Origin of the sequence: Mesorhizobium sp. M8A.F.Ca.ET.161.01.1.1 (assembly GCF_004792105.1) — a bacterium.
Classification (GTDB): domain Bacteria; phylum Pseudomonadota; class Alphaproteobacteria; order Rhizobiales; family Rhizobiaceae; genus Mesorhizobium.
Map to the genome: position 1 here is coordinate 1 of NZ_SRTD01000153.1, position 378 is coordinate 378.

At 61.9% G+C, this 378-nt stretch carries 1 protein-coding gene; it reads right to left on the bottom strand.

Annotated elements, in window-relative coordinates:
* On the bottom strand, positions 1–317 hold a 317-nt coding region (locus EN804_RS35080), incomplete at its 3' end, for an SDR family NAD(P)-dependent oxidoreductase (RefSeq protein ID WP_135922335.1).
* Positions 318–378 lie beyond the last annotated feature (61 nt).

Here is a 378-nt window from a genome sequence, read left to right on the forward strand (position 1 = left end):
GTTTCGAACTGGGCTCTCAGCGCTTCGACTGGCAGGTCCTCCACCGCGCCCGGCTGGCCATAGGCGCCATTGTTGAAAAGCGCATCGATGCGGCCGCCGGTGCGGGCGGAGACGGTGTCCACCAGCGCGGCGATGGTTTCGGGCTTTGTGTAATCCATGATCAGGGTTTCTATGCCCTGATTTTCGAGGGCTGCCATGTCAGCGATGCGCCGCACGGTGGCAAAGACCCGCCAGCCGTCACGGTGGAGCGCGCCGGCGCAATAGGCGCCGATGCCCGAGGAACATCCGGTGATGATGATGACGGGTTTTTCAGACATTTGCCGCTCCGGGAAACCGACTGTCGCTCTGGTCCGATTACCCGGCCCGTTAAAATCCAAT